Annotated in this window: 26 protein-coding genes; 11 read left to right on the top strand and 15 right to left on the bottom strand. The window is 47.1% G+C overall.

Features of this window, described 5'->3' with window-relative positions; genetic code table 11:
* Window positions 1-277 precede the first annotated feature (277 nt).
* From ACZ43I_RS08820 to ACZ43I_RS08775, 10 genes are all read right to left on the bottom strand, one after another.
* Entirely contained in the window at window positions 278-847 is a 570-nt protein-coding gene (locus ACZ43I_RS08820) for a hypothetical protein (RefSeq protein ID WP_344703140.1), read from the bottom strand.
* 648 nt (window positions 848-1,495) lie between these two features.
* Complete coding sequence (locus tag ACZ43I_RS08815; RefSeq protein ID WP_344700584.1) at window positions 1,496-2,674, bottom strand: putative glycoside hydrolase; 1,179 nt, start codon at window positions 2,672-2,674, stop codon at window positions 1,496-1,498.
* Complete coding sequence (locus ACZ43I_RS08810) at window positions 2,664-3,533, bottom strand: polysaccharide deacetylase family protein (protein ID WP_344700585.1); 870 nt, start codon at window positions 3,531-3,533, stop codon at window positions 2,664-2,666. The genes ACZ43I_RS08815 and ACZ43I_RS08810 overlap by 11 nt, the downstream gene beginning before the upstream one ends.
* A complete protein-coding gene (locus ACZ43I_RS08805) occupies window positions 3,534-4,163 on the bottom strand; it encodes a YkyA family protein (RefSeq protein WP_344700586.1) in 630 nt (209 codons plus the stop codon).
* A 203-nt stretch (window positions 4,164-4,366) separates the two neighbouring features.
* A complete protein-coding gene (locus ACZ43I_RS08800) occupies window positions 4,367-4,999 on the bottom strand; it encodes a superoxide dismutase family protein (RefSeq protein WP_344700587.1) in 633 nt (210 codons plus the stop codon).
* A 156-nt stretch (window positions 5,000-5,155) separates the two neighbouring features.
* Window positions 5,156-6,355, bottom strand: coding sequence for a P-loop NTPase family protein (locus tag ACZ43I_RS08795; protein WP_344700588.1), 1,200 nt, complete (start codon window positions 6,353-6,355; stop codon window positions 5,156-5,158).
* On the bottom strand, window positions 6,352-7,554 hold the full coding sequence (locus ACZ43I_RS08790; RefSeq protein WP_344700589.1) for a DUF58 domain-containing protein: 1,203 nt from the start codon (window positions 7,552-7,554) through the stop codon (window positions 6,352-6,354). The genes ACZ43I_RS08795 and ACZ43I_RS08790 overlap by 4 nt, the downstream gene beginning before the upstream one ends.
* On the bottom strand, window positions 7,544-8,503 hold the full coding sequence (locus tag ACZ43I_RS08785) for an AAA family ATPase (RefSeq protein WP_344700590.1): 960 nt from the start codon (window positions 8,501-8,503) through the stop codon (window positions 7,544-7,546). The genes ACZ43I_RS08790 and ACZ43I_RS08785 overlap by 11 nt, the downstream gene beginning before the upstream one ends.
* Before the next feature lie 149 nt (window positions 8,504-8,652).
* Window positions 8,653-9,429 carry a cytochrome c oxidase assembly protein gene (locus ACZ43I_RS08780; RefSeq protein WP_344700591.1) on the bottom strand — a complete coding sequence of 259 codons (777 nt, stop codon included), beginning with the start codon at window positions 9,427-9,429 and terminating at the stop codon, window positions 8,653-8,655.
* Window positions 9,430-9,431: 2 nt separating this feature from the next.
* Window positions 9,432-9,893 carry a DUF2243 domain-containing protein gene (locus ACZ43I_RS08775; protein ID WP_344700592.1) on the bottom strand — a complete coding sequence of 154 codons (462 nt, stop codon included), beginning with the start codon at window positions 9,891-9,893 and terminating at the stop codon, window positions 9,432-9,434.
* 180 nt (window positions 9,894-10,073) lie between these two features.
* Between ACZ43I_RS08775 and ACZ43I_RS08770 the strand changes: the two genes are divergently transcribed.
* The 4 genes from ACZ43I_RS08770 (at window position 10,074) to ACZ43I_RS08755 (ending at window position 13,820) form a co-directional block, all read left to right on the top strand.
* Window positions 10,074-10,673, top strand: coding sequence for a pyroglutamyl-peptidase I (locus tag ACZ43I_RS08770; protein WP_344700593.1), 600 nt, complete (start codon window positions 10,074-10,076; stop codon window positions 10,671-10,673).
* Between the two features lie 18 nt (window positions 10,674-10,691).
* Window positions 10,692-11,417 (top strand): glucosamine-6-phosphate deaminase, encoded by a 726-nt coding sequence (gene nagB, locus ACZ43I_RS08765; protein ID WP_344700594.1) that lies wholly within the window; start codon window positions 10,692-10,694, stop codon window positions 11,415-11,417.
* Window positions 11,414-12,082 (top strand): peptide-methionine (S)-S-oxide reductase MsrA, encoded by a 669-nt coding sequence (locus ACZ43I_RS08760; RefSeq protein ID WP_344700595.1) that lies wholly within the window; start codon window positions 11,414-11,416, stop codon window positions 12,080-12,082. The genes nagB and ACZ43I_RS08760 overlap by 4 nt, the downstream gene beginning before the upstream one ends.
* Before the next feature lie 190 nt (window positions 12,083-12,272).
* Entirely contained in the window at window positions 12,273-13,820 is a 1,548-nt protein-coding gene (locus tag ACZ43I_RS08755; RefSeq protein WP_344700596.1) for an FMN-binding glutamate synthase family protein, read from the top strand.
* A gap of 54 nt (window positions 13,821-13,874) precedes the next feature.
* On the opposite strand, the gene ACZ43I_RS08750 is transcribed toward ACZ43I_RS08755, so the two are convergent.
* The gene (locus tag ACZ43I_RS08750; RefSeq protein WP_344700597.1) at window positions 13,875-15,107 is read right to left on the bottom strand and encodes an ABC transporter permease; all 1,233 of its coding nucleotides are present in this window, start codon (window positions 15,105-15,107) and stop codon (window positions 13,875-13,877) included.
* Window positions 15,104-16,000, bottom strand: coding sequence for an ABC transporter ATP-binding protein (locus ACZ43I_RS08745; RefSeq protein WP_344700598.1), 897 nt, complete (start codon window positions 15,998-16,000; stop codon window positions 15,104-15,106). The genes ACZ43I_RS08750 and ACZ43I_RS08745 overlap by 4 nt, the downstream gene beginning before the upstream one ends.
* Before the next feature lie 105 nt (window positions 16,001-16,105).
* Between ACZ43I_RS08745 and ACZ43I_RS08740 the strand changes: the two genes are divergently transcribed.
* From ACZ43I_RS08740 to ACZ43I_RS08715, 6 genes are all read left to right on the top strand, one after another.
* Window positions 16,106-17,845: an ABC transporter ATP-binding protein gene (locus tag ACZ43I_RS08740; RefSeq protein ID WP_344700599.1), complete on the top strand. Its 1,740-nt coding sequence runs from the start codon at window positions 16,106-16,108 to the stop codon at window positions 17,843-17,845.
* 18 nt (window positions 17,846-17,863) lie between these two features.
* Complete coding sequence (locus ACZ43I_RS08735) at window positions 17,864-18,412, top strand: VanZ family protein (protein WP_344700600.1); 549 nt, start codon at window positions 17,864-17,866, stop codon at window positions 18,410-18,412.
* A gap of 25 nt (window positions 18,413-18,437) precedes the next feature.
* A complete protein-coding gene (locus ACZ43I_RS08730) occupies window positions 18,438-18,839 on the top strand; it encodes a PH domain-containing protein (RefSeq protein ID WP_344700601.1) in 402 nt (133 codons plus the stop codon).
* A gap of 95 nt (window positions 18,840-18,934) precedes the next feature.
* Window positions 18,935-19,855: an ABC transporter substrate-binding protein gene (locus ACZ43I_RS08725; protein WP_344700602.1), complete on the top strand. Its 921-nt coding sequence runs from the start codon at window positions 18,935-18,937 to the stop codon at window positions 19,853-19,855.
* Between the two features lie 28 nt (window positions 19,856-19,883).
* Window positions 19,884-20,750 (top strand): peptidoglycan DD-metalloendopeptidase family protein, encoded by an 867-nt coding sequence (locus tag ACZ43I_RS08720; RefSeq protein ID WP_344700603.1) that lies wholly within the window; start codon window positions 19,884-19,886, stop codon window positions 20,748-20,750.
* The gene (locus ACZ43I_RS08715; RefSeq protein ID WP_344700604.1) at window positions 20,747-21,619 is read left to right on the top strand and encodes a DNA-3-methyladenine glycosylase family protein; all 873 of its coding nucleotides are present in this window, start codon (window positions 20,747-20,749) and stop codon (window positions 21,617-21,619) included. Before ACZ43I_RS08720 ends, ACZ43I_RS08715 begins: the two co-directional genes overlap by 4 nt.
* A gap of 31 nt (window positions 21,620-21,650) precedes the next feature.
* On the opposite strand, the gene ACZ43I_RS08710 is transcribed toward ACZ43I_RS08715, so the two are convergent.
* A complete protein-coding gene (locus ACZ43I_RS08710; protein ID WP_344700605.1) occupies window positions 21,651-21,824 on the bottom strand; it encodes a hypothetical protein in 174 nt (57 codons plus the stop codon).
* Between the two features lie 97 nt (window positions 21,825-21,921).
* Between ACZ43I_RS08710 and ACZ43I_RS08705 the strand changes: the two genes are divergently transcribed.
* Window positions 21,922-22,227, top strand: coding sequence for a thiamine-binding protein (locus tag ACZ43I_RS08705; RefSeq protein ID WP_344700606.1), 306 nt, complete (start codon window positions 21,922-21,924; stop codon window positions 22,225-22,227).
* Between the two features lie 78 nt (window positions 22,228-22,305).
* Here the strand turns inward: ACZ43I_RS08705 and ACZ43I_RS08700 are convergent, their stop codons facing one another.
* Both ACZ43I_RS08700 and exaC read right to left on the bottom strand, forming a co-directional pair.
* On the bottom strand, window positions 22,306-22,656 hold the full coding sequence (locus tag ACZ43I_RS08700; RefSeq protein WP_344700607.1) for a DUF779 domain-containing protein: 351 nt from the start codon (window positions 22,654-22,656) through the stop codon (window positions 22,306-22,308).
* On the bottom strand, window positions 22,657-24,177 hold the full coding sequence (exaC, locus tag ACZ43I_RS08695; RefSeq protein ID WP_344700608.1) for an acetaldehyde dehydrogenase ExaC: 1,521 nt from the start codon (window positions 24,175-24,177) through the stop codon (window positions 22,657-22,659). It lies immediately after the preceding gene.
* Window positions 24,178-24,247: the final 70 nt, after the last annotated feature.

The raw sequence follows: 24,247 nt of genomic DNA, 5'->3' as shown, positions 1-24,247 counted from the left end.
TATGAGATTTGTTGGTTAAATAAATCATAAATCACATTTATAACTATCCAACAAGTAATAGAGATAGTTATCAGTAGTATGCAACAAATGATTATAGATATAAAAATAGTTATAAAGTAATCGAAGGTCTTTTTTTTCGCTTCAACACTGCCAGAGAAAAAATAAAATAATCCTATTAATATACTCAGAGAAAAAAATAAGGATAAAAACGCGATAGAATTAATAAGAAGTCCGACAGACAAAGAATCCCATTTAATATTAATAGACATTATTGTCATCAATTTTCTTCTACCTTCTTATCGTTTTCTTTAATTAAATAATAAAAATCACTTATCATTTTTTTCTCCTCAAATTTATGCCAATACCATCTTTTTAGCCAACCATTTCCTAGTGTTTCCCAATGATTTTTAAGAAGATATCTGGCAAACAACCTTAATTTTCGTGAATCTTTTTGGTTTAAATATTTTTTTTGTTCATCATCGCTATGCTCTATACATTGGATACCAGTATCAATATTTTTTTCAATAGCGCCTAATTCCTTAAAGATATAAGCAGTCATTTCATTAAAGTTTTCGGGTGGCATAGATGTGTAATCCTTTTTTTTAGCTTCATCATGAGGTCTAAATCTAAGAACAGTATATAATATGTATACATCGTCTGAAAGTAGCCTGGATTTTGATGACACCTTAAATAATTCTTGCCTCCAGCCTGACTTTGAGTCTAAAGAATCTCTTAACTGTTTTCGAACTACAACTATAGCAATTAAACCAGTAAAAAAGGTAAAGAGACCAGTTATAATGGAACCCAAAACATTATTACTATTATTATTGATTATTATCTCCCACATAGATCTTTCCCCCTATATTGTCCTTTCTCTATTAAATCATAGATACTTTTAAAAAGTGTAACACTTCAAAATTAAATCTTCATCGAAGTAATACAGTGCGTAGGTTTAGATTTGCATTCTGATATAGAAAATTATTATGATACATCTGCATAAATATTTTATATTAAATTTAATGGTAAGTAAAAGTTGTAAAAATCATTCTAAATAACGACCGTTAATTGGACGATTTTATGTATGCATGAGATCGTCCTTTATTCATATAAATTGAGTCCAAAAACCAGTGTACTAATCATTGTCTATATTAATTGAAAATACATGAGTTTTTAGAAGAAGATGAAACCTAGAAGGTCTGTTTAGTGAATTGGAAATAGTCAGGTGTTAGCGCAACTTTTCGGAAAAGGTCAGTGGACACAGATATAACAGAACCGAATTGGATATTGGATGAATTAGAAACACTTCTGGGTGCCTAAGAATCTCTTTCGAAGACTAATGAAGTAATCGATGCCCCACAAGCACATAAAAAACAACTTCTGTATCGGGAGGACTTAAATAATAATGAAGGTTGACGATATAAAAATATCTCTCTGATCTAAAAAGACTGGAGAGATATTTTTATTCTTTAACATCTATTCGGACTGAACTCGATCATCATTCAGGGGTGTAATCCACGCCTCTTGTATAGTTATTGGTTGCATCCCACAGGAGGAATTCATCGACACCGTTGTCATGGAGTGCCTGGATCTGGGCTTCCAATTCATCGACGCCATAATTCAGATAGTTGCCGGCACCCAAGTAGGAGGCAGTGAAATCCTGGATCCATGGTCTGGAGAGTGGTGGGGAATCAAGGGAATCCAAGACCTCATTTTCGACTTCCATATAGGAGTCGATGACGCCGTATGGTTCAAGGTCAGGTGTCTGGAAGCCAAAATCTCCCGGGCCCCAGTGGCTGGGATAGATCATGGATGAGATGACATCGACATTATTGGATATCTTCGAAAAGTTCTGTCCGATTCCAGGTGCTTCCGGTACTGTAGCAGCATAGCCGAAAATGTCGACTGAAACATCAACATTGTAGGGTTTAAGCTTTTCGCGGGCATATTCGACGAAGTCGGTGACGGCATTGACGCGCTGCTGGACATCATCATCATTCCCGTCATCGTATTCTGCTGCATCGTAGTTTAAGGAGTCGGCACGGTGTTCAAACCCTTCCGGGAAACGAACATAGTCGAACTGGATGTCTTTGAAACCGAGCTTGGCAGCTTGGATCGCAATATCCACATTATAATCCCACACTTCTTTCAGGAATGGGTTGACGAAACTCTCGCCGCGCCCATTTTTCCAGACGGTGCCATCATCGTGGGTGAATGATAGATCTGGGCGGGCCTTGGCCAGGTTGGAATCCTTGAATGCGACGATGCGTGCAATGGGGTAGATGGATTCGGAGTCCATCGTCTCCATCAACTGATCCGGATCGACGTAATTCTGCATATTTTCCTGGGCCATTTCACTTGCGCCTTCCAGCGGCATCATGATGTTTCCGGCGTCTTCCTTGACATCGACGACCATTGCATTCAAGTCTGTATCGTTGAGGAGCGATACAAGATTCGACATGCGTTCACCTCCGGCGGAATAGCCTGTGACGAAAATACCTTTAACGCCGTCTTCTGGGTAGGGAATATCGACGCCGCTATCGTATGAAAATTTATCAGGTATGGTTTCCGGCATTTTAAGCAGAGGCCCTTCATTCAGGTTCAAGCCTTCCGCTTTAGCCGTAATTGGCATCATCAGACCAAGGATCAAACATAAAAGCATCACTTTACTCTTCATCTGCGTCTTCCTCCCTTGCACTTTGGATATTAGCCGGATCGATCAATTCGTATTCTTTCGCCCTTAATCCGGAGATGATTTCTGAAAGGGCATCCTTTGTCCACGTTCGGTCATGCATCAACAGGTTGGCCCCGTCATCGAGCAGTTCGGTATTGACCATGATATCAGCGAGGGCATCTGCGTCCTGGTACTCGGCTTCCCAGTCATAACCGTATGTCCAGTTCATCAATGTCATATCTTCATCTTCAGTCACCTGGATCGAAGCATCGGTGTTGACGCCAAACGGTGCTCTGAAGAAGCGTGGGCGTTCTCCGGTGATCTCTTCGACCATATCGTTGACCGGGATGATTTCATCAACCGTTGCTTGTGGGTCCAGATTGCTTAAGTTCGCGTGTGTCATCGTATGGTTACCGATTTCGAACCCCATATCATAAATCTTTTGGAGCGTATCTTTGCCTTCCTCCGTATTGAGGTACATGCCATTGACGAAGAATATGGCCGGCGCGTCATGTTTCTTCAATGTTTCGGCCATCTCGAGTGCGTGCTGATCCGGCGCGTCATCTATAGTCAATAGCGCCACACGGGATGCGTCATCATCGAGCGGCAAGATGCGGTAGGAAGCCGGGTCCACATAATAGGCCTGCTTTGCCGTGGATGACGCATCAGCCTGCTCTTCACTCTCTTCTTCGTTGGCATCTTCTGAAGCATTAGACGATGAAGTTGCCTCCTCTTTAGATTCGCTCATCTCCTCTGTATCTTTTGCCTCAGATTGTGCATCATCATTTGAAGTGTCTTCATTGCCGCAGCCGACGAGAAAAACAAGCAGTAAAGTTATGAATGTATATTTTACATGTTCCAATCAATTCTCCCCGCTTTCTTCGAAAGTGGCCAGAGCGGCCTGATGCGCATCTTCCAGATTGATAAGTGCCTCGTCGAGCGCAGAATATTCCTTTTGTACAGGGTCGTAAGCCTCATTGATGTCCTCGATTCCATTTTCCAGTGCCTTGAAGTCTGCATCTTCCGATGCTAATGTCTCGAAGACGGATTTTTGAGTGTCCAGTGCACCTTGATAATTTTCAGTGAAAGATTCCAGGTGGGAACGGAGGGTACCATATGCCTCCTGGACTGTCTTATAATCATCATGGAGTTCCGAATCCTCGGATGGTAATTCAATCGATTCCAGGTTTTCTTGCTTGGAGATGAATGTTTCGGTGTTGTCTTCAAGCGCCTGTAGCTTATCGGAACGTTTGCTGCGGTTGTCCGCGAGCGCTGAATCCTCAGCCTTGAATGGATCCTCTTCAAGGCTATCAGTAAATACGGATTGCATTTTTGCGTCGAGATCATTCAATGACTGAAGGTTTTCGGTGATTTCAGCCTTCACTTCATCAGTCTGCTCGATCGTCGTCTTCAACTGGTCTTCCGGGCTGCTGCAGCCAGCCAGAAGAAAAAACAACAGTGCCCCTGTTGTATAGCGTATGTAACGTGTCATAAGGCAGCTCCTTTCTATTATTATCTCTCAGGATAACACTCTATATTCATTTTTCATATATTACCTATATATATTCCTAGAAAATTTTTTGAAGAAGTAGGGGGAAGGGGGTGATTCAACTGTTCAATAGAAAAACCCCTTCAGCCTAACGCTGAAGGGGATGGCGACATATGGTACCATTGCGTGCTTATTTGAGCTGTGGGCTATTTAGGCTCGGCGATTACACCACATGCGATACGATCTCCTGCATCACCAGAAGGCTGCGTTGAATAATCATCCGCCTTTTCATGGATGACAAGGGCAGTACCGTCTTTAGTCATCACGGTATTAGCTGCCTCTTCATCCAGGCTGATCTGATCTGTCGTAAACTCTGTTTCTTCCAAGTTTCCATTGGAGTCGGTCTTTACGTTATCGAAATCGCCTGCGTGGGGGCCGTCCGGATCTTCTTTACCGTGATTGGCGTCATTAGGGTTGTAATGGCCACTGGCTGATTTGAAATCGGGTGCTTCACATACGCCTTTTTCATGGACGTGGAACCCATGTTCTCCTTCTCCGTCTGCCACTCCGTCACCGGTCAGTGTGACCGTGACACCAGCTTCGGCAGGTGTCAATGTTGCTTCAGCAACTTCCTCACCGTCAGCATCCTTTAGGGGAACGGTCATCTCTTCGCCATTTGAACTGGCGCTCTCTTCGGTGCTTTCTTCAGTACTTTCTGTTGTCGCCTCATCAGTCTCCTGACTGGTGTCATCTGAACTGCCTTCCTCATTTCCGCTGCACGCGCTGATCACCAACAGCAGTCCTGCAATAAGTAGTAGTATCGGCCAGCGCTTCATCATGATACATGCTCCTTTCGATAGTGTTTTTAGACGTTGAAATTGAAGCTCTAAACCAACTGGCGGGGGAACAATGATGATGCATTTTGCATATTACACGTTCACCTTAACATAGTTGGTTGGGTGACATCTATCGAAAGCCTTATGATTTCAGAATGATCAATCAACTTTGCGGCCCTTCACATGGCTGTTTATGGCTTTTTTCATGACTCGTATATTATCTTTATATGCCATATAGTCCTTATGGGTTGCATCCTGGCTCCTGTAGCGCGTTTCCATATAGGTGTCGAGCCGATCCTGGTCGATGAGCGTGTAGAGCTCTAGGCGATCGATCCATTCTTCTATCGTTTCATTGCGGTATCGTCCCATGCCCTTTGAAGCCAACCATTTCTCGAAATTGAAGTATACCTTTCTGACGCGGTCATCCGGTGCTTTCACCTTTTTATGTTCCGGCAATGAAGAATGTGAAACCGATGCATTGGCGGAAGTGTGTGCAGATGACTCCTCAGCAGTAGGCTGTTCCCTTTTCCTGTAGTAGATATAGAGCCCGACAATGATGGCCACCGCAAGTAGAATCATCATAATTGTGTCGAATGGCACATGGTTGAATGTGGTGCCCTGCTCAAGCTGTTCCTGTACCGATTCTCCTTCTTCAGCAGATTGTTCTTCAGACTCCATCTTCGGCATTTCCAATTCGACATCTTCAAGTGCGTTAAAGAGGGGGCGGAGGAGGAATATCATACCGTTTAAAAGCAGTACCACCAAATATTTCATGGCGAAGGCTGCATAATTGTAGATGAGGCTGAAGATACCTCCGAGCACTATAAATGTGCCTGCTGCCATAAGGAGTATCGAGATGTTCCTTGTGGCGGCATACCCATTGCCGATAAGGTGGACCATCAGCCTGCCGATGAAGAAGAACAGCAGCAGACCAAGGAATATGCCATGGAAGAGCTGGGTGTGGGCGATTGCTTCTGAGGTACCGATAAGGTTTGTGCCGATCAGCAGAAGGAAGGTCGTGATGAGTGCAGCAGGCGACGGTGTCCCTTTAGAATCATCGTGTAGATATTCGAGCCGGAGTATCGGGATGTAGGCGGTGAGGAGTGCGGCCAACCAGTTGAAACCAAATAGGAATGCGGCCGCAAGCAACACAGGCAACATGAAATACAGGCGGTTCATATCCACTCGCCCGACAATAAGGAAGCTTACGATTAAAGCGGCTGCGACTAAAGCCACAAACGGCAGCACAAGGGGCGCCTTGTTGTTGTGGACATTGATCAGCACTATAACGAACAGCAGCGGGAACATATCGGTGAAGTAGGTGTGGGCGAGTCCAAGATTATATTTCATCCGGCTCATACCGACACCCCCCTGACGCCGTGGGCTTCAAAAGGGGCGACGCCGTGGGTATCCAATTGGAATATGTGTGCGCCCTTTGCTCTGAACATCGATAATTCAGCCTCGATGGCTGCATCTGCCTTTCCTGTAAAAATGACATGGGCAGGAATCTCTTCATGCAGGCGCACATGCTTCAAAAACCGCTCGAAAGGCACGGTATAGGTGACTGTATTGATGCGTGATAGCGCTTCTAGAGTTCTTTTATAGTGGCGGGCGCCGCTGCCCTCTTCAAGACTGAAGAAAGAGCGGTTGTCGAAAGTGACCATGTTCGAGATGATCTTATAGGGGATGCCGTTTTCGGCAGCCTGACTGGTGATGAACGCAATCTTCTCGAAGATGGTTTCAATGTTCTCGGGCGGCATATATGAGACATCGGATTGCAGATTGATCAGAATCATCCAAGTGACTTTCGTCGTCTTTTCATAGCGCTTCGTCTGCAGCCCTCCTGTTCGGGCAGACGCTTTCCAATGGATATCCCGCATACTGTCCTGCGGCAAGTATTCCCGCGTCCCCGTCGTCAGCATTGGGTCATTGAACAGCGCGTTTTTTTGCTGGAAACTGCCCTGGATGGGCGGGGTCGCCATCTGGTCGTTGTGGGTGGCATATCGATCCGGATAGACGATGATTTCATGATTTACGGTGCCGCTCTGCTTGAGTTCGAAGGTGCTGAAGCCAAAGATCCTGGGGATCTCCATTCTGGCGCCTATAATCTTACTGACGCCTCTGGCATGCCCGACAAACGGGATTTCAATGACGGTTGAACTTCTCGGCATCACCGTGAAGCGGACTGAAGTCATGGTATGATGCCGGGTACCGTTATTGTGTTCTTCATCGAACCGGATATTGTCGCGGGCTGTAATGCTTAGCTGGCCGTCAAGTATCGGAAGCATCCCCTCTTGCACAATCTTGATGCGCATTTTTCCCCCTTGACTTTTATACATGCGCATTTCTTTATCGATTATTTCAACTTTGAGCTTTTTTGGCATGTGCGTTTCATATAGATGATTCAGCAATGCAAATGAGATGAAGAGGCCGAGTGAGGCGATGAGCATGGCGTTCAAGTTGATGGTATAAAATACGTTCAGCAGGAACAGGATGATGGCGGCTCCAATAAAAAAACTCATTGCCCGGGAATCCTTGAAATCTGCTTTAAACTTCATTTCTTACCACTCCATATTCGACCGGGACTTCCAGGGTGGCGATAACCTCCTGCGCGATGATTGCCGGGGTGGTGAGAGTGCTGCCTTCGATGTTCAAAACGAGACGATGGCTGATGACGAACGGTGCTATATACTTGATGTCCTCAGGGATGACATAATCTCGTCCCCTTACGAGTGCAACCCCTTTGGCGGCTTGGACCAACGCAAGTGTGCCGCGCGGTGAGACGCCGATTTCGACATGCTCATGTTCCCGTGTCATATGTATCAAGTCAAGAATGTAATCCTGTATAGTATCATTCACTTCAACTTCCGATAATTCATCCTGCAGCGCGACGATTTCATCTTTTGTAAATATGGGTGTAACGGCATCCAACGGATGGGTGTGGCCATGGAGACCGAGCATCATCTTCTCTTCTTCCCGGGAGGGGTAGCCGAGGTCTATCTTCATCAGGAAACGGTCGAGCTGGGCTTCAGGCAGATCGAAGTTCCCTTGGCTGGATTCAATCGGGTTTTGGGTGGCCAGGACGATGAATGGCTCCTCGATATTGATGCGCTCGCCGTCGATTGTGACTTGTTTTTCGCCCATTACTTCAAGTAGGGCGGACTGGGTCCTTGGTGTTGCCCGGTTGATTTCATCAGCGAGCAGTATGTTGGTGTCGACCGGTCCGATGCGCAATTCGAATTCCTGCGTTTTCGGATTATAGATGTTAAGTCCTGTAATGTCGGACGGCAGTATATCGGGTGTGAACTGTATGCGCTTGAATGTGCCGCCGACCGCTTGGGCCACTGTCTTCGACAACATGGTCTTACCTGTTCCGGGCACGCTCTCGAATAGGATGTGCCCTCTCTGCAGCAGACTTACAAATATGAGTTCCGCTACTTTTTCCTGTCCGACCATCACTTTACCGACTTCATTCTTAAATGCATCAAGCTTTTCCTTTATATTCATAATATTCCCCCTTGTCTCATTACTGTCATTTTAAAGGTTGCCTTCAAAATATACAATATTTTGAAATTAATTATGATAGGGAATGTTTTAAACCTTAAAAGTCAGTAATAGGAGGTGGCTCCTTGAGGTGGGTGATTCTTTTTAAAGTTTTATCGTACTGCCGGTTTCGGTGACCGTGACTGATACCGCTGGCTGCACAGTATGATGATCAGGGCCAGGTCTATGACATCACCGCCGTAATACATCAGCATGGCACCGGTCTCACCCTCAGCTTGTGGCACGCCTTCAGGTGGTGCGGCATAGATCAGTTTTGACAGTATTTTATGGAAGCCAAGCGCAATGATGAGCACGGCTGCCCGGTATATGAAACTGTAGCGGCGTGTGGTGATGTCGATGTAGACTATCGACATCGTGAATAGGTAGCCGGCAAGGAAGACATGCAGATGAATCAGTGCAAACAGCCAGGCGGATGTATGCATTGCTGTAAACAACCCGGTCTTGTAGATGAGGAAGAGGCCGCCGATATTAAGTAACGAAGCCACTGCAGGATTACTGATGAAGTGCACATACTTGGAGTTTAAGATTCTGCTCAACCTGCGTGCATGCCGGACATCGAGTGCACGCATCAGCAGAGTCATCGGCTTGGCCATCAGCATAAGGAGCGGGGCGAGCATGCCAAGCAGAAGGTGCCCGAGCATATGGACGGTGAAGTCGCTATGGGAAAGCTGGGCAAGGGGACCCACCAGTGCCGCTGCTGCAGCCAAAACACCCAGTGCCCAGAAGACGGGGCGATGTAAGGGCCATCTGCGGTGTGTTTTATTGGCACGATGCATCAGCGCCGGGTAAATGATGAGTGCCCCCAACATCAAGCAAGCCGCTGCGGCTTCAAACACGAGGAACGACGACATATTATCCATGGCATGCATACTTAATTAGACCTCCCACCGCGTTTTTCTGTATAAAGCAGCAGGAGACCGATAGTCAGCAGAATGACGCCGAAAATGTTCCAGGCAAGATCATACGGCAGGATGTCGACATTATAGCGGACTTGATGAATCTGCAGAAGCTTATGGTTGATGATGCCATCGAACAGCTGGAAACCAGCGAGCCCGATGAAGACGGGGCTCGCCCATCGCCTGAGGGAGATGGCTTGTTTGCGTTTTAGATCCGCGAACATGAATAGCCCTGCGACCAGCGCAAAAAGTCCGAATGCGTTGAGTAATCCATCCGACATGATTCCAATGAATGGGGTATCCCAATCATAGAAATGATGCCATTGCAGCAACTGGTGAAAAATGATTTCATCGACAAGCGCCATCAGACCGATGCCAAATAACAGGCCGGACCATGCAGTTTGGCCCTTGAAACTGGATTGCTTTTTGTAGTTCATTATCCGTCCTCCGTTATCTGAAAAGAGTTTCAATTAAAATACCCGCATTCTTCATGAGATAACCTTGGAGTAAACAATAAAAGATAAGCTGTGTCATGTAGGGGGATACTTATTTTGTAGGCGTTTACTTTCATCTTTGGTATAGTAGAAGCGAAAAAGGAAATTGAAAGGATGGTATGAATGCAGACACTGCTCCTTACCGGTTTTGAACCATTTTTGAAATTCAAGGAAAATCCAACAGGCTCAGCCGTCGAATATTTTGATGGGAAGGAGATCGGAGGGTTCCATATAGTGGGACGTGTCTATCCGGTGGAATTTAAAACGCTTAGTGCGAAGGCTGCAGAAGATATCGAAGAATATGCACCGGATGCGATAATTAACCTCGGGCTTGCCGGCGGGCGGCATACCATCGACATTGAACGCATCGCCGTCAACTGCATGGATGGCCGTCCGGACAACACGGGATTCGAGCCTGACGGAGAGAAGATAGAGGAGAGTGGTCCTGACGGTCTTTTTTCAACATTGCCGATCAAGAAGCTTGAATCAGCCCTGAAATCCGCCATGGTATCGGCACGCATTTCAAACTCAGCAGGCACCTATCTGTGCAATATGCTCATGTATACGACGCTTTATATATTGAAGCGCCAGCAAAAGGACGTCAAAGCAGGTTTCATCCATGTGCCGGCCCACCATGAGATTGGCAGTGAGCTCAACATACCAAGCTGGTCACAGCAGGATATCAACGATGCGGTTGAACATATCATTAAAAATATTAAATGAAAATCAGGAGGATCAACAATGAAACTGGAACGCGTAGAAAATTATAATGAGATGAGTCAAAAAACAGCAGAGGCTATATATGATAAGATCGTCAATTCCGATCGTGTGGTGCTGGGCCTGGCGACTGGCTCCACTCCAGAAAAGATGTATGAAATTTTAGCAGAGATGCTGAACGAGAATAGTGTAGACCTATCCCATGTCTATACCGTCAATCTCGATGAATATGTCGGTCTGGCAAGTGACCATCCACAAAGCTATCACCATTATATGAAGAACATCTTCTTTGACCATGTCTCGATTCCACCGGAAAATACATTCATCCCGGATGGCGCAGCAACAGATCTTGATGCGGAAGTGAAGCGCTACGACCGTATGCTCGAAGAAATTGGCGGGGTCGATCTTCAGCTGCTCGGCATTGGACGCAATGGGCATATCGCATTCAATGAGCCTGGCACTGCGTTCGATTCCAGAACCCATGTGGTCGACCTGGCAGAAACGACAATCAAGGACAACGCCCGCTTCTTCAATACGATTGAAGAGGTGCCGACGCGTGCCATCAGTATGGGGCTCGATACCATTATGGATGCAAAATCAATTCTGCTGATCGCGTCTGGAGAAGGTAAAGCGGCAGCGATCGATGGCATGATCAATGGAGAGGAATCCGAGGATATGCCTGCAACCGTGCTGCAGCGCCATGATGATGTCACTGTGCTGGCAGATGAAGCGGCCATTGGTAAATTGTGACGCCACTTACATTGCATGAACTTGAAAGTGGGTGGTCCGGATCCGGATCCGATACTGTAACCCTTGGCATGGGATGCTTCTGGGGGCCGGATGCCCGGTTCGGGGCGCTTCACGGTGTGTTGAGGACGCGTACAGGATATGCCGGCGGCACAACGCCGAATCCAACCTACCGTAATATGGGTGACCATACAGAAATGGTTGAAGTGGATTATGATCCAAACATCATTTCCTATGCAGACATTCTGCGCCACTTCTGGCGCAACCATAAAAGTGATCTCCCCGCCTACAAAGGACGGCAATATATTTCCCTGTTATGTGTCCGGGGAGATGGCCAGGCAGCTTCTGCTAGGGAAGTAAAAGATGAAATGGAAGCGGCAACCGGTGCGTCCATCAAAACGGAAATCATTCAGTTCACGAATTTCACTCCTGCCGAAACACGGCATCAGAAATATTACTTGAAGCGTCATCCAGGAGCATTGTCGCAGATTGATTTTTTGATTGAGGATGAATCCGAACTGATGGATTCCACATTCGCAACGAGGTTGAATGGACTGGTTGGCGGGCATGTCGGACGGGTGGAGCTCCTCGCCGAAATCAGCCGTTGGCCCCTTCCGCTCCATGCACGAAATGAGCTGAAATCAATATTGTCCGGCCTTAGATGGTAAGTGGCTGGCGACTTATGTGCATCACTGCTTTATCGAACCCTTCATCATGATTTCATGGTGAAAGGGTTTTTTGTACATATCCACTTAAGAGAGCTTTACAGACATCTATCCACTGAGGGTGAGCCACACTATAAATCATATTGAATTCTAAGTATTATAATGGAAGAATATAGAGTAGGGGGGGATAACCATGAACACATTACTTATTATAATCGTTCTGTTACTGGCCATCGTCTTTTTTACGCCGCTGGTGATTTTTGGCTATTTGTATTTTGTGGATAAGCGTCAGACCCAACACTCCATACTCAGGAATTATCCGGTGCTCGGGAAAATGCGGTACATACTTGAGATGATAGGACCAGAGATGCGTCAATATTTCTATAACAACGACAGTGAAGACAGGCCATTCAACCGGAATGAGTTCGTCTTCGTCAATAAAGCGGCAAAATATAAAGACAGGATGATAGGATTCGGCTCAGATAGGGATTTCGAGAAACCTGGCCTATATCTTGTCAATAAGATGTTTCCGCTGCAGCATAGTGAACTTAAGATCGATCAGAGCAGAAAAGTGGAGACGAAATTATATCAGATCACCCAAGAAGGACTGATCAGCCGTGATGAACATCGCCATGACGAGAAGATTGATCCGTATCTATTGAGTGATGAGGATGCCATCGTGATCGGCCGTAACACAGTTGCGGAACCATTTCGGGTCAAAGGACTCATTGGACAGTCCGCAATGAGTTTTGGGTCGCTCGGCAGTCATGCCATAACAGCACTGTCGAAAGGGCTCGGCATGGCCGGCGGTACATGGATGAACACCGGTGAAGGCAGCGTGTCGCCCTACCATGAAAAAGGGGATGTCGATCTGATCATGCAGATCAGTTCAGGGCTTTTTGGGGTCCGCACCAAAAACGGAGAGTTTTCCTGGGAAGAGTTCAGGAATAAAGCGGGCAAGGAGAAGGTGAAGGCATTCGAACTGAAGCTTGCGCAAGGTGCGAAGCCCCGGGGAGGCCACGTAGCGGCGAATAAGGTCACTGAAGAAATAGCAGAAATCCGCAACCTTCATCCTTGGCAAACCGTTGACAGCCCCAACCGTTTCGAAAACATCAGAAACACTGGTGAACTACTCGATTTTCTGAGCGAGATGCGGGAAGTCGGTGGAAAACCAGTAGGTATAAAACTGAGTGTCGGTAATGAAGCGGAAGTGGAAGACATGGTGAAGGTCATGAAGGAAAAAGATATCATCCCTGACTTTATAACCATCGACGGCGGTAATGGTGGTTCAGGAGCAACGTATTATGAACTGGCTGCTTCTGTGGGTTTGCCGACATTTGCAGCCTTGCCCTATATGGACCAGCTGCTTGAAAAATATGGCCTCCGGGAGCGCACGCTGATCATTGCCTCCGGTCAACTTGTGACGCCGGATAAGGTTGCGATGGCCCTTGCCATGGGTGCCGACCTGGTGAATATCGCACGTGGCTTCATGATGAGTACAGGGTGCATCAGAACGCATAAATGTCATACGAATACATGCCCGGTCGGAGTAGCGACCACCGATCCGAAATTAGAGCAGGCGCTCGATATCGAAGAGAAGAAGTACCGTGTATGTAATTACCTGATTTCACTGAGGGAAGGGTTATTTGATCTGGCAGCGATAGCCGGTATTGATTCGCCAACAAAATTCACTAAAGAACACCTCATCTATAAGGACCAATTTAAGGTGCACGGTAGGTGAACAGTGTGCCTCGCTTAAAACATATGAAAAGACAGCTCAAAATTGAGCTGTCTTTTATTCTTTCCGTATGCGTTTCAAGTTCTTGAATATCCCGCCGGAAGTCGACAGGACACTGTTGCGGTAGATGCTTGCAGCCAGTATGATTGCGAGCGCAATCGAAACAATCAGGATAACGACGCCGATGAGCAGTGTCATCTGACTTGTCTCAGCATTCATTGCACGGAGCGGCATGACAAATGGCGTGAACAGTGGGAAGAAACTCGAAACTTTGACGAGCATGTTGTCCGCTTCACCCCAGATGTTGAAGATGGCGATATAGAAGCCACCGAGGGCAAGCATCGTCACCGGCAGCAGCGCCTGCTGCAAGTCTTCCATGCGGCTGATGAATGAACCAAGCATCGCAGAGAGTGATAGATAGAGCACAAGGCCAAGCACAAGATAGATGCCGGAATATACAATCAGCGTCACCGTCTGCTCATTCGCTTCCAATCCAAGGTCACCTATGATGTTGCCGAAGTCGAAAATCCAGACTGCAGCAACGATGGCCAAGAGGAATATGAACAGTTGGGTCAGGCTGACCAGAATCATTGCGCTGATCTTCGCCAAAAGATGGGTGACCGGTGGTACGCTTGATACAATCATCTCGATGACGCGCGAAGTCTTCTCCATCGCAACCTCAGTGCCGATCTGACTGGCATAGTTGATGATGATGAAAAACATGACGATTACTGTGACGTAGAAGACTACAGCGTTCAATGGATTGATGTCGGGCACGTCGTCTGATGCTGGGCTTCCTTCATCCGCTGAACCGCTTTCTGAAGCGATATCATAACTGATGTCAGGGGTTGCGTTCAGACGCTCTGCTTCTTCCTCGGACAAGTTGAGTGCCATGATGGTATTGCTGCGCTGAACCTGACCGAGTGCGGTTTCGATTTTATTGACCTGTTCGGATGGAATTTCATTATCACTGTGGAGGGTGACCGCTAAAGGTGCTGTATCTTCGATTGAAAGGTGCACTTCCGCACTACCCACATCGCCTTCATAAGGTTCCACAGGTATACCTGAATCGAGCGCGTCCATCGTGCCTTTGAATTGGCTATAGATTGCTTCATCACCTTCTACTTTGACGGCCGTTACTTCTTCAGATGAATCGAAGAAGTCGATTATCTTATCGAAGTTCGCCCCGATGAAGATCACAAGCACTATGATCAACGTGCTGATGATGAAGGATTTTGCACGTATTTTGGAGGAATAGGTCTGCAGGAAAGTCGCCAGAAATTTACTCATATCCCATAACCCACCTTTGAAATGAAAATGTCGTTGATCGATGGTTCGTTGACCTGAAAACGCTTGAAGTAGCCAAGTTTGACGATTTCATTGAAAATCGGCTCCGCATAGCTCTCATCTTCAATCTTCAATATGTATCTGTTGCGTATCTGTTTCATGTCGATGACTCCAGACATGTCCTTTAGGAAAGAGATGTCATGTTCACCTTCGATGATGATTTCCTTTTGGCCGAAGTCTTTGCGTATTTCGTCGATCCTGCCGCTGACGACCTGACGCCCCTTGTTCAGGATGCACATGGATTCACACAGCTCTTCAACATGTTCCATGCGGTGTGTGCTGAAGATGATGGTGGCACCGCGGCTGTTGAGTTCTTTGACTGCATTCTTCAATATTTCAACGTTGACTGGATCGAGGCCGCTGAAAGGTTCATCGAGTATGATGAGTTTCGGGTCATGGATAATCGAGGCGATGAGCTGGATTTTCTGCTGGTTGCCTTTTGACAGCTTTTCAATGCGCTTCGTCCGGTTCTCCGGCACTTCGAAGCGTTCAAGCCATTCATCGAGCCGTTTATCGACATCCTGCTTCGACATCCCCTTGAGCTGTCCAAGGTAGCGGATCTGTTCATCCACCTTCAATTTTGGATGCAGGCCACGTTCCTCAGGCAGGTAGCCGATCTGATTGGTTACATTGTAGTCGATCTTTTCACCGTTGTAGGTGATATGCCCTTCACTTGGCTGGAGCAGGCCGAGGATCATGCGGAAAGTAGTTGTTTTACCGGCCCCGTTCCCCCCTAAAAATCCATACATGCTGCCTGTCGGTACATTGAGATCGATATGATCGACTGCTGGTTCCCCATTGAAGTTTTTGGATAACCCTGAAAGTTCCAAAGTCATTGACGTTCCCCCTTTGTATGATATAAAAATAGTTTATCATAGAGCAAAATGATTTAGTAATATATACTGTAACAGTTGGAAACAATTTGGAAGGATGATTAAAGGATGGCAAAGAAAAATCAGGAAGACCGGGCCACATTCCGTGATTTCACGGCACTCCTCAGGCAGACGGATCTGAACAGGCGGCTTTTCATCATTGGCATGGTGCTGACTTTGTTCGGCACAATCGGGTCGCTGATCGTGCCTCTATTGACGCAGCAATTCATCGATGGCTACAGTCCAGAGATGATTTCAGGGATGCTGATCGGCATAATCATCGGTGTCTTCCTCATAAGTGCCGTACTCGACGGAGTGTCCTACTACATATTGGCGCATATCGGCCAGACGATCATCATGGGACTCAGGGAACGTGTGTGGCATAAGTTCCTTAAACTGCCGATCCCGTATTTCGACCGGACGAAGAGCGGTGAGTCAGTCAGCAGAGTCGTCAACGACACTGCAATCATAAAAGACTTGATCACCCGCCATTTCCCCCAGCTGATCAGCGGCATCATTTCAATCATCGGGGCAGTGGTCATCCTTTTCATACTGGATTGGCGCATGTCGCTCATAATGTTCATCGCAGTCCCGATATCCATCGTGATCATACTGCCCCTTGGCCGGCGGATGGGCCGCATATCACGGGCACTTCAGGATGAGACGGCATCGTTTACAGGTCTGATCCAGGAGACTTTGGGTGAGATGCGCCTTGTGAAGGCATTCAACGGGGAGCGCTATGAACGTGAAAAAGGAAAGGCGGGCATCGGCAGATTATTCGAATTTGGCATGAAGGAAGCGAAGATAAACGCTTTCTTGTCGCCGATCATGAGCACTGTCATGATGTTCGTCATCATCCTGATCATCGCTTACGGCGGATTGAGGGTATCGGAGGGGACACTTTCGATCGGTACGCTTGTTGCGTTCCTGCTGTACTTGTTCCAGATCATCATGCCGATGACGATGTTCGCCATGTTCTTCACCGAATACAATAAGGCGCTTGGGGCGACGGACCGCATCATCACGATACTTGGCATGGAAGAAGAGAAAAATGAATCCGCCGGCGAGACGCCTGAATTCGGAACGCTGACATTTGACAATGTCGGATTTGGATATGACGCGTCGACGCCGGTGCTTGTAGATGTCAGCCTGAAGGCTGAACCCAACCAGAAGGTCGCATTTGTGGGGCCGAGCGGCAGCGGCAAATCGACCATATTTTCACTGATCGAGCGGTATTATGATATCGATAGCGGCAGCATCAGTATAGATGGGGTGGATATCCGCAATATCCCGCTCCCTGTACTGAGGCGCAATATCGGCTACGTGGCACAGGAAAGTGCGATCATATCCGGAACAATCCGGGACAATATCACCTATGGCCTTGAGGCAGCGGAGTATACTGAGGAAGAAGTCGCACTTGCGGTAAGCCGTTCCTACTCGGATGAGTTCATCGACCAGCTTGAAGACGGACTCGATACCGAGGTCGGGGAACGGGGCATCCGCCTCTCAGGTGGTCAGCGTCAGCGCATCGGCATCGCGCGGGCATTTTTGAAGGATCCTGAATTATTGATGCTGGATGAGGCGACAGCCAGCCTGGATTCCCGTTCCGAGAAATATGTGCAGGAAGCACTTGATGACTTGATGGCAGGACGGACTGTGCTGGTCATTGCACACAGGTTGTCGACCGTCGTCAATTCGGATCGGATCTTTTTCCTCGAAGCAGGCCGCATCACCGGCAGCGGTACCCATCAGGAATTGATGGCATCGCATGATATGTATAAAACATTTACAGAACAACAATTTGGATGAAGAGGCAGGGGGTAATATATGTCAAAGCTGTTTGAAGCGTTCCAATCAATCATTCCGATATTTATACTGCTCTCGTTCCTGATCATCTTCATGACGCTCTCCATCAATAGAAGAACTGGACGCAAACTTGATACTCTAAACAAGAAAGTGCACTACTTGATCTTCATCGGTCTGATGTTGTCGATAATCGGTACCCTGCTGTTGACCCTGCTGCCAAGTTCGAATCCTGAAAAGGTCACTCAGCTGGTACCGTTCTACAGTATTCTGGATACATTCGAATATGCAGCTGACTATGCGATCATCAACTCGATCGGCATGAACATCCTGTTATTCGTGCCGTTTGGCTTCTTTCTGTTTTTGATTATCCGCCAGGAGATCATCACTGTATTCTTTGCCTTCTTGTTCTCAGCCGCTATAGAATTTCTGCAGTATGCATTACCGATCGGTCGCATCTCCAACGTGGATGATGTCATATTGAATACATTGGGCGGCATCATAGGAATGTTGGCCGGGGTCATTGTCTTAAAATTCGGAATAGTTTATAATAGAGTCAGGAAGGGTAAATGATTATAAACAATCTGGGGGTATGTTTATGCATAACAGATTAAAAGATCTCGATGATATGACACTTTACGAAGATGAAGTCGTCGGCCCGGAACTGATCGGTACTGTAGAATACGAGAAGGACGGTCACCACTCCTTCCACGGCGGCATCATACCTACGACGCACAGGCTGTTCATCAAACTGAAGCGGACAGAGGAAATTGAGACCCACGCTGTCGAGTACAAGGATATCACCGGCATCACGACCGAAAATCTGCTGCTGGTCGGCAACATCATCCATATATGGATTGGCAACGAGATCGTCATCAGCATGAAAAGTGTATCAGACGGTAAGCTGGATAAATTTCTCGACTTCATCTACAGATATAGGGCGAAAAGGCTGAAACTGGATGAAGAAATTTCCGTGAGTCATGAAGAAAACGCAGTGTGACAGGCAGAAGGGCTTATCCCTTATGCCTGTCCTTTTTGGTTTCCCCTGTAAAATCCATTCATGTATAATGAAAGGGATCAGAGGAAGGATGGAAGATGCATAAGATGAAAATCAGACTATTGCTCATCGTTACGATGCTCTTGGTCTCGGCATGCAGCGGCTTCAGGGAGACGGGCGTCTCAGAAGATGGAGCGACGAGACAGATCGTGACCGAACACACGGAAGAGATTGAAGTACCAGCAAATCCAGAGCGCGTCGTGCTGCTGCGCGGTGTAGATGTCGGCAACGCGGAACTGTTGGATGCCGATGTTGCAGGTGTGGGTGACGTGGTTGCAGATACGTGGCTTGCTGAAGAGAAGATAGATCCTGAAATCACTCTGTTGGAACACGGTGATATCGAAGGAATCAAAGCCGTGGAACCGGACCTGATCATCACCTATGCGCCCGACGCGTACATAGAAGACTACCAATCGATTGCCCCAACAGTGCAGATCAGCTACAGCACTTCAATCTTCAGTCCCTTCAGGGAGCGCCTTTATCTGACGCAATTGTATAACCTCGGCGTCATCCTGGATAAACAGGAAAAAGCACAAAACATCGGTGATGGGTGGCTTGAAGAGATGACACGCATCCAGCGGAGCGCAGGCGATATGGCAAACGGTAAAAAGGCGATCGTCCTGACTAAAGAGGCGGAAGGGTATATCATCCGTGGCGAGTTTTCCGCCTTCGGTACTGAAGCGGTGTACGACGTGCTCGATTTCAGCATGGACGAAGCACTTAAAGAGGCATTGGAGGAGGGACCGTTGCCGATCGAATTGGACGCGATTGGGGCATATGATACCGACTATCTATTCGTCAACGTCAAAGATAAGGATGACGAAATGCGCGCAGACATCGCAGAACAGGCGGGCATCAGCGAAGCACAAGTCATCATGCAGGATTACGACAGCTACAGGCTTAACGATCTTTCCTCAGTCAAGCATCAGGCTGAAGAGATCATCAACAAAGTCAAATGAGCACTGCAGTATTGAAAGGAGATGCATCATGTCAAACCTATCACCCGAAGCATTTGGCGGTCATTTTTCAGAAGGTAATTTTGAAGCCATATACAGCCAGACCGCGGCAACATTCCAAAATCAGATGGATCTGGACACTTTCGTCGCTGCAGCCAATGATTTCCAGGATGGCAGGCAATTCACACTGAACCTACAAAACTCCCTTGAAGCCGGCATACACAGATATCAATGGCTGGATGAAGCAAAAGAGCGCATGATTACAGTCGCTTTTGACGAGGATGAAACAATCATCGGCATCCAATTCGATGTGTACGAGAAATATGAGACAGACCGCGAACTGTCGATCAATGCCTATCATCTGCCGTTCGAAGCGGAGTGGTTCGTGCTATGGGGTGGGAATGATCTGTTCCTGAACTATCATTATCCGTATGCCCACCAACGCTATGCCTACGATTTCATCAGAAAAAAAGATGGGCAATCCCACAGCGATGATGAAGGGAAGAACGAGGCATACCACGCATTCGGTTCAGCAGTGACAGCGCCGCGCAGTGGCACGGTGATACATGTGACTGATGGCGTAGCAGACAATCTGCCCGGTCGCCCAGATATGTCGAAGCCTGAGGGAAACTATATCATCCTATCCCACGAGTATGACGAATACACCATGCTTGCTCACCTCAGAAAACACTCCATCACAGTAAAAGAAGGCGACCATGTAGAAGTCGGTGAGCCCCTTGCCCAATGCGGCAACAGCGGGGCTTCGGATACCCCGCATCTCCATTTCCATGTGATGGATCATGCTGATCCTGATAGGGCAAATGCCATTAGAATCCAATTCGCTGATGGTCAGGAACCAAGGCAGGGAGATACGGTGAAAGGACGGGTCAGACGATGAGGATAGAAGCGAATGGACCATTCAACTATGCGATGACCTATGATTTCATGGCCAAGCAGGATGATTGCCTCTATGAAGCGCATGAAGGCAAGTTGAGGCGAGCAGTCCATATTGATAAAAAAGCAGTGCTGTTTGAGGTCACGGAGCAGAGCAGGGATGCGGTCTCCGTCGTTATACTCTACAATGAAGGCGTCAAGGAAGAACATATCAGGGAGTATGTAGTTGACTGGCTCGATCTTGATTACGACTTGGAGGCATTTTATCGATTTGCAGAAGCAGATCCGCGATTGTCACAGATTATAGAGGCACGTACAGGCTATCGCATGACCTGTAAACCGGACATCATGGAAGCACTCATGTGGGCAGTTCTTGGCCAGCAGATCAACATGGCATTTGCATATATACTAAAGCGTCGGATAGTGGAACATTTTGGGCATCATGTCGAATATGAGGGACAGAAGTATTGGCTGATGCCGACTTCGGAGGAATTGTCGTCGCTTGATCCGGAGACGTTACGTGGCATGCAGGTCTCCTATAGGAAGGCCGAGTACCTGGGATTATGCGCGGCAGGGGTTAAGAATGGGGAGCTGTCAAAAGGGAAGCTCCTTGATATGGGTGATTATGATACAGTATTGAAATATATGACCAGCTTCAAAGGGATCGGGCCGTGGAGCGCCAACACTGTTCTGATGCGTACCCTTAAGTACAGGAACGCTGTGCCGATTGGGGATGCAGGATTACGCAACGCAATTAGACTGACCGATGGATTAGAAGAGCGGCCCGATAAAGCGTATATCGCATCGGTCATTGAAGACTGGGGCGATTATGGTGCCTATGCGACGCTCTACATGTGGCATATACTATTCTAGACAAAATCCCGCCATAAAAAGGCGGGATTTTTCAGGATTCATTGCGCAGTACAAGCACAAGCGAAACCAGACCAGCTATTATCAGGCCGATCAACATAAAGCCATGCATTGATGGATCGATGATACCATCGAGGAACACATAGATGGCAAATAGGGCGATGATAGTCAAAGTGAAGTTCAACCATTTGAATGTGTTTTTGCTCATATGAAAGCTCCTTCGATATAAACGCGGGTTTCTTTGAAACCCTTTTTTATAATGGTATCATAAAATCGGAACTAAATATTGAAAAGGAGGTGACAGGATGAATTATATCATGAGCATACAGTTGCTTCCCCATCATCCAAATACAAGCGATGCATTCTCTCATGTTAAGGGTGCAATCGAGTTGATCGAAAATAGTGAGTTGACGCATTTCATCGGGCCGATGGAAACGACAGTTGAAGGTGACATCGATGAACTGCTGAAACTGGTCAAGAAACTTAATGGCCATCTGGCTCAAGAAGGCTGCGATACAGTCGTATCAAACATTAAATTGGTCCAGTCGGAAGAGAAGATTGAAATCAAGAACGTTCTTTCCGATTACTATGAATTTGATGATGAAGAGTAATATTCGATGATAAAGAAGGACGAAGGCTTATAAGCCTTCGTCCTTCTTTATTGGATCGACAGATTTGCTTCGTGTCGATCAGGATGATTCTGTACTGTCAATTGGTTCACTCCGGATGTGGAAGCGCACACCGCGCGGTCCTTCGACGCTGAACATGCCGCCGATGCCTTCTACGACATCAAGCGTTAGACTGGTATGTTTCCAATACTCATACTGCCTACGATGCATATAAAAAGGAACGCCTTCTATCTCACCGAGCTTGACATCCGCATCACCAATGATCATGGTGCCTTCCTTCAAGCACATGGGACTGGAACCGTCACAGCATCCACCGGATTGGTGAAATATGAGATCTCCGTGCTCTTTCTTCAGATCCCTGATCAGTTCTTTTGCCGCTTCGGTGGCATCTATTGCTTTTAGTTCAGGCATTTAGAAAAATCCTTTTGGTGATTCATCGTAGCTGACGAGCAGATTTTTCGTCTGCTGATAATGACTGAGCATCATAAGGTGGTTTTCGCGGCCGATACCGCTCATCTTATATCCACCGAATGCAGCATGCGCAGGATAATCATGGTACGTATTCACCCATACGCGTCCCGCCTGGATACCGCGACCGAATCTGTAGGCCTTGTTTTGTGAGCGTGTCCATACACCTGCACCTAGGCCGTAGAGCGTGTCGTTCGCGATTTCGAGTGCTTCAGCATCATCTTTATAAGTCGTTACGGCGAGCACGGGACCGAATATTTCTTCTTGGAAAATGCGCATCTTATTATTGCCTTTGAATATGGTAGGTTCGAAATAATAACCGCCAGCGATATCCCCGTCAACTTCTTTGATGTTGCCACCGGTCAATAGTTCTGCCCCTTCTTTCCTACCAATATCGAGGTAGGAACTGATTTTTTCTTTCTGCTCCTTGGAAGTCTGTGCACCCATCATCGTATTCTCGTCAAGCGGGTTGCCGACCTTTATCTGTTCAACACGGCTGATGACCCGTTCCATGAAGGCATCGTATATATCTTCGTGGACGATTGCGCGAGAAGGACAAGTACAGACTTCACCCTGATTCAGGGCGAACATGACGAGGCCTTCAATCGCCTTGTCCAGGAAGTCATCATCTTCATCCATAAGGTCTTTGGCGAATATGTTAGGTGATTTACCACCGAGTTCCAGTGTAACCGGAATGATGTTCTGACTGGCATTCTGCATGATGATACGGCCAGTTGTTGTCTCTCCTGTAAACGCAAGCTTGTTGACCTTATCGTGTGTCGCAAGTGCCTGGCCAGCTTCTGAACCAAAGCCGTTAACTACGTTGATGACACCTTTTGGTACGATATCACTGATCAGTTCCATCAGATGAAGAATGGTGGAAGGCGTCTGTTCTGCCGGCTTCAGCACGACACAGTTACCAGCGGCAAGGGCCGGTGCAAGTTTCCAGGATGCCATCAGAAGCGGGAAGTTCCACGGGATGATCTGACCGACCACGCCAAGTGGCTCATGGAAATGATAGGCTACCGTATCGTTGTCGATTTGCGATATGCCGCCTTCTTGTGCGCGTATTGCGCCTGCAAAATATCTGAAATGATCGACCACGAGGGGCAGGTCGGCATTCAATGTTTCACGCACAGCCTTACCATTCTCGAATGTTTCAAGTACCGCCAGTTCCTCCAGGTTCTGTTCCACGCGGTCTGCTATCCGGAGCAGGACATTGCTCCGTTCCGTAGGTGAGGTCAATCCCCATTCTGCATGTGCTTTATGTGCAGCTTCTACAGCTTTATCTATATCTTCTTTCGTCGAGCGGGGTACTTTGGATACCTTCTCACCGATGACCGGTGATTCATTTTCGAAATAATCCCCTTTTACAGGCGGTACCCATTCACCGCCGATGAAGTTTTCATACTGCGTATTGATCTTGTATTGAGCATCTTTTTTATGTGGAAAATCGAATGCCATTGCCATACCTCCTAGTTTGTTATACTGCTATTATATTTTAATATTCAGTATATTGCAATCGCTTACATTT

The sequence above is a fragment of the Salinicoccus jeotgali genome, assembly GCF_055379195.1.
Note: the sequence above shows the minus strand (reverse complement) of the source record. Positions and strands in the feature narration are given on the sequence as shown.